This window comes from Achromobacter semiaridum (assembly GCF_053543755.1).
This window is the reverse complement of the sequence record NZ_JBLVOL010000021.1, coordinates 75,170-82,744: the sequence shown is the minus strand read 5'-3', so window position 1 is coordinate 82,744 and position 7,575 is coordinate 75,170. Positions and strand designations below refer to the sequence as shown.

Here is a 7,575-nt window from a genome sequence, read left to right as displayed (position 1 = left end):
CCCCCCCACGCCCGCCGACAGGCGTTGCAGCGCCAGGATGATGTGCAGCTGCCGACGCCAGCGCCCAAAGCTCATGCCGACTTCCTGCTGCACCAGCCGCGCCAGCGTGCGTTCGCTCATGGCGACGCGCTTGCCCCACTGCGCGACGGTACTGCGGTCAGCCGGGTCGGCGTTCAGCGCGCTGGCGATGTCGCGCAGGCGGGGGTGGTCGGATAGCGGCAGGTGCAGATGCTCGGCCGGCATGCGCCGCAATTGCTCGATCAGCACGTCCGACAGCTGGCGGTTGACGGGCGCGTCCAGATCGGCGGCGGGCTGCGCCGACAGGTGCACGATCAGCTCGCGCACCAGCGGCGTGATCGTCAGGGTGCAGCAGTTTGTCGGCAGGCCGGCCACGTCTGCCGGCACAAACAGAAAGTACACAAGCCCGTTGGCCGTAACGCGATTGCTGTGCGACATGCCGCCCGGGATCCACACGCCGCACTGTGGCGGCACCATCCACAGCCCCTGCGGTACCGAGCAGGTGACGCCGCCTCGCAGCGCCAGCACCAACTGGCCCATGGGGTGGCGATGGGTCGGGGATTCGTTGTCCTGGTCCGCCGCGTCCACCGGCATGGCGAACACGCGTTGGGTGGGGGAATCGACGTCGAAGGGGGCGGGCAGGTTCAGTCGCATGGCAGGCCGCCCCAGGCGCCGGACTGCCCGGACCGGTTTGGCAGAAATAAAGGATAGCTTGTCATTGTCTCGAAATTCGGCAGGCTTGCGTGTGGATAAGCTGTCGGCATGACGAAAATTCCCTCTGCATTCCCCCCCGCCGGCAGTCGCGCAGCGTGGCTCATCCTGGGCATCCTCTGCATTGCCATGGCGCTGCGCGCGCCTATTACCGGTGTGCCGCCGCTGATCGGCATGATCCGCGAACAGCTGGGCCTGTCATCCACAGCCGCCGGCATGTTGATCACCTTGCCGCTGCTTGCCTTCGCGGTGGTGTCGCTGTTCTCGGCGGCGCTGGCCCGCCGCTTTGGACTGGAACGCACGCTGTTCGGCGCGCTGTTGCTGATTTGCGCCGGCATCCTGGTGCGTCCGTATGGCGCGGCCTGGGGCCTGTATGCGGGCACGGCCGTCATCGGCGCGGGCATCGCCATCGGCAATGTACTGCTGCCCAGCCTGGTCAAGCGCGACTTCCCGCAACGCGTGGCGGGCCTGACCTCGGCCTATGTGTTGACGATGAGCATCGCGGCCGGCGCGGCGTCGGCCGCCGCGATTCCCCTGGCCAATCTGTCGGCCGATGGCTGGCGCTTTTCAACGCTGTGCCTGTTGGGGGTGCCGCTGTTGGGCTTGCTGTTGTGGTTGCCGCAATTGGGCGGGCATACCGCGCCCGCGTCCACCACCGCGCACGCCCCGCACGGTGGCCGTCTGTGGCATTCGCCGCTGGCGTGGCAGGTCACGCTGTATCTGGGCATCAATTCTTTCGTCTTCTATGTGGGCGTAAGCTGGCTGCCCGCCATCTTGCGCGATGCCGGCTATTCCGCCGAGCGCGCAGGGTCCCTGCACGGGCTGCTGCAACTGATGTCGGCGGGCCCAGCCTTGTTCCTGGCGCCCGTCGTGCGCCGCATGAAGGATCAGCGCGCGGCCGCGTTCTGCTCGGCGGCCGCGTCGTTCGTTGCGTTTGCCGGACTGATCGCCGCGCCGGGCTGGGCCACGTTATGGATCGTATTGCAGGGCCTGGGCACGGGCGGCGGCATCATCCTGGGCCTGGCCTTCGTGGGCCTGCGCGCCAGCCATGCACAGCAGGCGGCGGCCTTGTCGGGCATGGCGCAATGCGTGGGCTATCTGTTCGCCGCAACCGGCCCCGCGCTGGTCGGCGCCACGCATGACCGCCTGGGCGGGTGGGGCGTGGCGCTGGGCGTTTGCGCGGCGCTGTGCGTGGCCATGGCCATCATCGGCACATATGCGGGCCGCGCCATTCAGATCGGTGGCTACCGCGCCGCCATGCCCCGGTCGCAGCCGGCGCCGTGATGGGTGATGGCGTGGCGCGTCAGTCAAGCGGCTGGGCGTGCGTCTTCCACAATTGCACCAGCGTGTCGGGCGCCTGGGCTTCCGGCACATCGAACGTCACCGCCGTGTCTTCGTCGCGGTCCATCACGATTTCGATATGAAAGTAGCGCTGGTCGCCGCCCGCCTGCCCATATTCGGGCACGGCCAGCGGGGCCGCGCGTTCCAGCGCGTCGCAGACTTCCTGGCGCACGCCGGCCGGGCAGGTGGCCAGATTGATGCTGCGCGGCTGCGTCAGCGCGGGCAGGTAGGCCACGCCGCCTTCGCGCGTCAGCCGCACCAGCAGCGCCAGATCCAAAGAAGGCAGTTCGATCATGTCAGCACTCCTACGGTCGCCCAGGCCTGCGCCACGGCGCGTTGCACGGCGGCGTCAAAGCGTTCGGCCGCCACCGTCACGGTCAACGCGGCGAAGGTTTTGAAGTCGGCGTCGTGGCGCAGCCGCTTGTCGCACAAGGTGTCGTACCAGACGCGGCCCGCGCCTTTCCACGCGGGGCCATCCAGCGCGGTGGCCGCCAGGAAGAACGCGCGGTTGGGTATGCCGGAATTGATGTGGACGCCGCCGTTGTCGCGCGGCGTATCGACGTAGTCACGCATGTGCGCGGGTTGCGGGTCGCGGCCCAGCGCCGGGTCGTCATACGCGCTGCCCGGTTCCGACATTGAACGCAGGGCGCGGGCGTTGATCTTTTCGGTGAACAGCCCGGCGCCCACCAGCCAGTCGGCCTGCCGCGCCGATTGGCCCAGCGCGTATTGCTTGACCAGCGCGCCGAAGACATCGCACAGCGATTCGTTCAGCGCGCCCGATTGGCCTTGATAGAGCAGGGCCGCTTCGGAATCGATAACGCCATGCGTGAGCTCGTGCCCGATGATGTCGACCGCCACGGTGAAGCGGTTGAAGACTTCGCCGTCGCCGTCGCCAAACACCATCTGCGCGCCGTTCCAGAAGGCGTTGTCGTAGTCTTCGCCGTAATGCACGGTGCCCACCAGCGGCAGGCCGTGGCCGTCGATGGAGTGGCGTTTGTAGACGTCCCAGAACAGCTTGTAGGTAGCGCCCAGATGCGCATAGGCTTCGTCCACCGCCACGTCGCCGCTGGCGGGCCGGCCCTCGGCGCGCACCAGCGTGCCGGGTAGCGTGGTGTCGTTGTGCGCGTCATGGACGGCGCGCTGGGGCGTGCCTGGGCGAGCGGGCGGGGCGTTTGGCGCAAGCGTGGCGCGCGGCGGTTGCGTGGCCATGTCGCGCAGGCTGCGCTGCTGCTGGTCGATGATCAGCGTCTTGACGGCGGGCATGCTGACGCGGGCGTCGGTATGCTGCGCCAGGCGGTCCAGCACATACGGGGGGATCACGCCGATCAAGGGGGTGGACTCGGAAGGACGTGGCATTCGGGTCTCCGTCTTTCAGCGCCGGGCGCAATGCCGGCGGGGCGAGTTGCCACGGTAGCAGATGCAGGATGACCGATGGCGTAACAGTCTGCCGCGTGATGCGACGGGAAAGCGCGCGCCTCGACACCGCCACGGCGTTCCGGTACCTTGCCTGTCGTTTTCCCCGCCACCTGCCGCCATGCCGACCTCTGATTCCGCTTCAACCCACTACCGCATCACGGCGCTTGCCTTCACATCCACGCATTTGCAATTGACGCTTGCCAATGGCCAGACGCTGTCTGAACCCATCACGCGCTACATCCGTCTTGAGAAGGCGACGCCCGGCGAACGCTTGCAATGGCAATTGGTTGACGACGGCCACGGCGTGGTGTGGCCGCAGCTGTGGGAACCCGCGCCCCGCGGCATGCTGAACGTGCACGACATCCTATGGGACCAGCGCTATGAAAAAGCGCTGGCCGCGTTGCAGGCGGCCGACTGGAAGCTTGATCGCTTGCCCTTGGTCGAACAGGAACTGGTGGCGCTGTGGCGCATGGAAGCCGACATCAACAACGGCGGCTTCATGCAGTTTCTGTGCAACTGGGGAGACCCGACCTGCCAGCTGGCATTGCAGGCATTGAAGAAGCTGGGCGCCACGCACATGCTGGCCGTGCTGTCGCGCATGCGCGGGCTGATCGACCGCTTTGAGGCGTCGCCGGAAGTCATCGAATTGAACGACATCTATGGCGCAATGACCCAGGCCGAGCAGCAGGAAATGGAACGCCTGGACCACGCGTTCTGGGACTATCCCGACGCCTTGTCGCGGCTGGGCTTACGGCATTACGGCGCCTGAAAATCGCCCCGTTTGCATGCCTGGCAACGTTCGGAAATGTCTGGCAACAATGGCGGGGTGTTGAGTGCGGACGGGGGTCTGATCACGGGATAGAATCCGGTGCTTCTTTCCCGGGGGGGCTCGCGATGCGTTATTTCCTGATCTTGGTGGGGGCGGCCGTGGTCGCCTATTTGCTCGCTCGTGGCATCGCGGCCGTGTTCTCGGACCGTAAACGTACAAAATCAGACAGGGACTCAAAGTGAAGCCGACGGATATCCAGATGGTCAAGACGATCGGCGCGGTCAAGCCGCGCAATGTGAAGGTCGCCGCAGGGGCCGTGATTCTGTTTTTCCTGATCCTGTTCCTGGCGTTCGGTTCGTGGTTTCAGGTGGACCAGGGCGAGCGCGGCGTGGTGCTGCGCAACGGCAAGCTGGTGCGCGTGTCGGAACCGGGCCTGGATTTCAAGACGCCTTTCATCGACAACGTGATGACCGTGTCGGTGCGCGACCACACGTTCGTGTTTGAAAAGCTGGAAGCCTATTCGTACGACCAACAGCCCGCGCACCTGCGCGTGTCGGTCACGTACCGCGTGCCGCCCGAGCACGTGGCCGAGCTGTATTCGGAATACGGCACCATCAACAATTTGCAGATGCGCGTGCTGGAACGCAAGACGCCCGACGCCGTGAAGAACGTGTTCGGCCAGTACACCGCCGTGCGCGCCATTCAGGAACGCCAGAAGCTGGGCCTGGATGTGAACAACGCGGTGCTCAAGACGATGGAAGGCGCGCCGGTGCAAGTGGTGGGCGTGCAGATCGAAGAGGTGGGTTTCTCGCAAGCCTATGAGCATTCGATTGAACAGCGCATGTTGGCGCAGGTGCAGATCGAGACGACGCGCCAGCAAAAGGAAACGGCGATGATCAACGCCGAAATCCAGGTGGTGAAGGCCAAGGCCGAAGCCGATGCGCGCCGCCAGCAATTCACCGCTGAGGCCGACGGCATCCGCATGCGCGGCGACGCCGAAGCCGCGTCCATCCGCGCCAAGGCGGAAGCGCTGGCCGCCAACACCAACCTGGTCAGCCTGAACGCCGTTGAGAAATGGGACGGCGTGCTGCCGGCCACGCAGGTGCCGGGCGCCGCGTTGCCGTTCATCGGCATCAAGTAACTCGGAACGCGGCCGGCATCCTAGGGATTCCCCTCTGTCAAGAATTGCAAAGCGGGCGCAAGGTAGGCGCACCGGCGCATCGGCGTACAACGCCCGCTTCACGATCAGGCAAGTGCCGGCCCGCGCGGGGCGGGGCGCTTGCCCAAGACGCTTGCACCAGGAGACATGGATGTCGCAGTTGGATTGGACGTCCGGCGACACCGCGCCGGACCGACAGGGCTATTACGAAACGCGCCTGGACACGGGCGATACCGCCATTTCGCTATACAGCGTGCTGGGTTGGATGCCCCTGAAAACACCGGGCAACATGGTGGGCTGGCGGCCATTGCCGCCGGCGGCTGAACGGCAAGAGGCCGAACGCCACATCCAGGAACTGCGCGCGGCGCAGGCGCACATCCCCATGGATTACTAGCGGCAACAAGCGCCGCATCTGGCCGGGCGCCAAAAACAGCAGTTGCGATAATGAGAATTATTTGTAAAATTCGCCACCCTGTTTTCCTGCGTAATCCGTTCGGCCCATGTCCCGCTCACCTCCGACCCGCACCGGCTGGCTCGCGTATTACGACGAGCTGGTGGGCGTATGGAGCCGCCGCACCGGCAACCGGCACGACGCCGAGGACGCGGCGCATGACGCCGTCGAACGCTTGCTGAAGGCGGACGCCAGCGTGGCGCTGAAAGCGCGCGGGTATCTGTTCCAGGCGGCGGGCCATCGCTTGATCGACCGTTGGCGTCGGCAGGATCGCGCCGAACATGTGCCGCTGGACGAATTGAACGACGCCGATCAGTTGATCGTGCAAGATCCCGATGCGCCGTTGCGGGCCGCGCGCCTGGCCGACGACCTGGCCAAAGTGCTGGCGGAATTGCCGCCCAAGTGCCGCCAGGCATTCGTGCTGAACCGCATCGAAGGCTGGACCCAGGCGGAAGTCGCCCAGCACATGGGCCTGTCCAAGAATATGATCGAACGCTATGTCATGCGCGCCATCGAGCATGCCCGCGACCGCCTGCGCGAATACACTCCATGACGATGCCTTCTACCCACGATCACGATGATCCGCGCGACGCCGCCACCGCTGCGTGGTGGTTCGCGCGCTGGCATTCGGGTGAACTGACGCGGCGTGATCGGCGCGCGTTTGCGCGGTGGCGGCGCGAGCACCCCGAGCGCGCCCGGGAATTCGACCGCATGCAGCAGTTGGGCGCGGCGGCGGCGGGCTTGCCGCGCGACCACGTGCATGCCCTGCTGGGCGGCCCGGTGCCGGCGCGGCCCCAAAATGTCCAGCGGCCTGCCCGTTTCTTGATCCTGCGCGTGGCGCTGGCCTGTGCGGCCGTGCTTGTCGTCGCGCTGGGCGTGTGGACGAACCTGCCGGTGCCCGCGCCGTCCTTCACCACCACGGTCAGCACCGAACGCGGTGAACGCCGCCAGCTAAGCCTGCCGGACGGTTCGGTGCTTGAGATCAACGGCGGCACGCGCGCCACGGTCAAGCTATACCCTGACCGCCGCGACGTGGCGTTGGGCAGCGGCGAAATCACCTTTACCGTGGCGGCGGATGCCACGCGCCCGTTCACCGTGGACGCCGGCGGCGGCGTGGTGCGCGTAACGGGCACGGTGTTCGACGTACGCCGCGATGCCGATCAGGTGACGGTGCTGGTGGAGTCTGGCACGGTGCAGGTGTCGGGCGGGCATTGGTGGAACCTGGGCCACGCCGTGCTGCGCGCGGGCCAGGGGATCCGCGTGCCGGGCAGCGGCGCCATCGGCGTGCCCGCGCCCGCCGACGTGTCGGCCGCCACCGCCTGGCGTGAAGGGCGCGTGGTGTTCAAGAACGCGCCGCTGACAGATGTCGTGCGCGACATGAACCGCTATCTGGCCACGCCGCTGCGGCTGGCTGACGACAAGGCGGGGCGCTTGCGCGTGTCGGCCTCGTTCCCGCTGGACCGCCCGGAAGCCTTGATCGACGCCTTGCCCGCCATTGCGCCCGTGCGCCTTGCGCCGCGCCCGGGTGGCCCCGTCGACATCCACACGCGTTCGGACGACCCCGGGGCCGTTACAAAATAAATGGGAATGAGATTCAGGTTTATCTGCGTTTGAATCGTTCTACGAAGGAAGGCATCGGGCCGGGCCGCTTGGCCCGACCCTTGCCACCCCCCTCGTCGAACCGAAACAGCAGGTAGTCGTGACCTTCTT

9 protein-coding genes are annotated in these 7,575 nt (G+C 66.5%); 6 read left to right on the top strand and 3 right to left on the bottom strand.

Features of this window, described 5'->3' with window-relative positions:
* Positions 1 to 672, bottom strand: a 672-nt coding sequence (locus ACNPP0_RS07535) for an AraC family transcriptional regulator (RefSeq protein ID WP_448705489.1), incomplete at its 3' end; no start/stop codon positions are given.
* Positions 673 to 780: 108 nt separating this feature from the next.
* Here ACNPP0_RS07535 and ACNPP0_RS07530 point away from each other — a divergent pair.
* Complete coding sequence (locus ACNPP0_RS07530) at positions 781 to 2,013, top strand: MFS transporter (protein ID WP_448705487.1); 1,233 nt, start codon at positions 781 to 783, stop codon at positions 2,011 to 2,013.
* A gap of 19 nt (positions 2,014 to 2,032) precedes the next feature.
* Here the strand turns inward: ACNPP0_RS07530 and ACNPP0_RS07525 are convergent, their stop codons facing one another.
* Complete coding sequence (locus ACNPP0_RS07525) at positions 2,033 to 2,365, bottom strand: protealysin inhibitor emfourin (protein WP_332611250.1); 333 nt, start codon at positions 2,363 to 2,365, stop codon at positions 2,033 to 2,035.
* Complete coding sequence (locus ACNPP0_RS07520; RefSeq protein ID WP_332611252.1) at positions 2,362 to 3,426, bottom strand: M4 family metallopeptidase; 1,065 nt, start codon at positions 3,424 to 3,426, stop codon at positions 2,362 to 2,364. Before ACNPP0_RS07520 ends, ACNPP0_RS07525 begins: the two co-directional genes overlap by 4 nt.
* A gap of 178 nt (positions 3,427 to 3,604) precedes the next feature.
* On the opposite strand from ACNPP0_RS07520, the gene ACNPP0_RS07515 reads away from it, so the two are divergent.
* The 5 genes from ACNPP0_RS07515 to ACNPP0_RS07495 all read left to right on the top strand — a co-directional run bounded on the left by ACNPP0_RS07515 (position 3,605) and on the right by ACNPP0_RS07495 (position 7,446).
* Positions 3,605 to 4,255 (top strand): DMP19 family protein, encoded by a 651-nt coding sequence (locus ACNPP0_RS07515; protein WP_332611254.1) that lies wholly within the window; start codon positions 3,605 to 3,607, stop codon positions 4,253 to 4,255.
* 259 nt (positions 4,256 to 4,514) lie between these two features.
* Positions 4,515 to 5,396: a prohibitin family protein gene (locus ACNPP0_RS07510; RefSeq protein ID WP_332611255.1), complete on the top strand. Its 882-nt coding sequence runs from the start codon at positions 4,515 to 4,517 to the stop codon at positions 5,394 to 5,396.
* 169 nt (positions 5,397 to 5,565) lie between these two features.
* Entirely contained in the window at positions 5,566 to 5,808 is a 243-nt protein-coding gene (locus ACNPP0_RS07505) for a hypothetical protein (RefSeq protein WP_332611257.1), read from the top strand.
* Between the two features lie 106 nt (positions 5,809 to 5,914).
* Positions 5,915 to 6,418: a sigma-70 family RNA polymerase sigma factor gene (locus ACNPP0_RS07500; RefSeq protein WP_332611259.1), complete on the top strand. Its 504-nt coding sequence runs from the start codon at positions 5,915 to 5,917 to the stop codon at positions 6,416 to 6,418.
* Entirely contained in the window at positions 6,415 to 7,446 is a 1,032-nt protein-coding gene (locus tag ACNPP0_RS07495) for a FecR family protein (RefSeq protein WP_448705485.1), read from the top strand. The genes ACNPP0_RS07500 and ACNPP0_RS07495 overlap by 4 nt, the downstream gene beginning before the upstream one ends.
* Positions 7,447 to 7,575 lie beyond the last annotated feature (129 nt).

What these genes read in the sequence shown, in the direction of transcription:
- ACNPP0_RS07530 (WP_448705487.1), top strand. Translation starts at nt 781, where the DNA reads ATGACGAAAATTCCCTCTGCATTCCCCCCCGCCGGCAGTCGCGCAGCG.
- ACNPP0_RS07525 (WP_332611250.1), bottom strand. Translation starts at nt 2,365, where the DNA reads ATGATCGAACTGCCTTCTTTGGATCTGGCGCTGCTGGTGCGGCTGACG.
- ACNPP0_RS07520 (WP_332611252.1), bottom strand. Translation starts at nt 3,426, where the DNA reads ATGCCACGTCCTTCCGAGTCCACCCCCTTGATCGGCGTGATCCCCCCG.
- ACNPP0_RS07515 (WP_332611254.1), top strand. Translation starts at nt 3,605, where the DNA reads ATGCCGACCTCTGATTCCGCTTCAACCCACTACCGCATCACGGCGCTT.
- ACNPP0_RS07510 (WP_332611255.1), top strand. Translation starts at nt 4,515, where the DNA reads ATGGTCAAGACGATCGGCGCGGTCAAGCCGCGCAATGTGAAGGTCGCC.
- ACNPP0_RS07505 (WP_332611257.1), top strand. Translation starts at nt 5,566, where the DNA reads ATGTCGCAGTTGGATTGGACGTCCGGCGACACCGCGCCGGACCGACAG.
- ACNPP0_RS07500 (WP_332611259.1), top strand. Translation starts at nt 5,915, where the DNA reads ATGTCCCGCTCACCTCCGACCCGCACCGGCTGGCTCGCGTATTACGAC.
- ACNPP0_RS07495 (WP_448705485.1), top strand. Translation starts at nt 6,415, where the DNA reads ATGACGATGCCTTCTACCCACGATCACGATGATCCGCGCGACGCCGCC.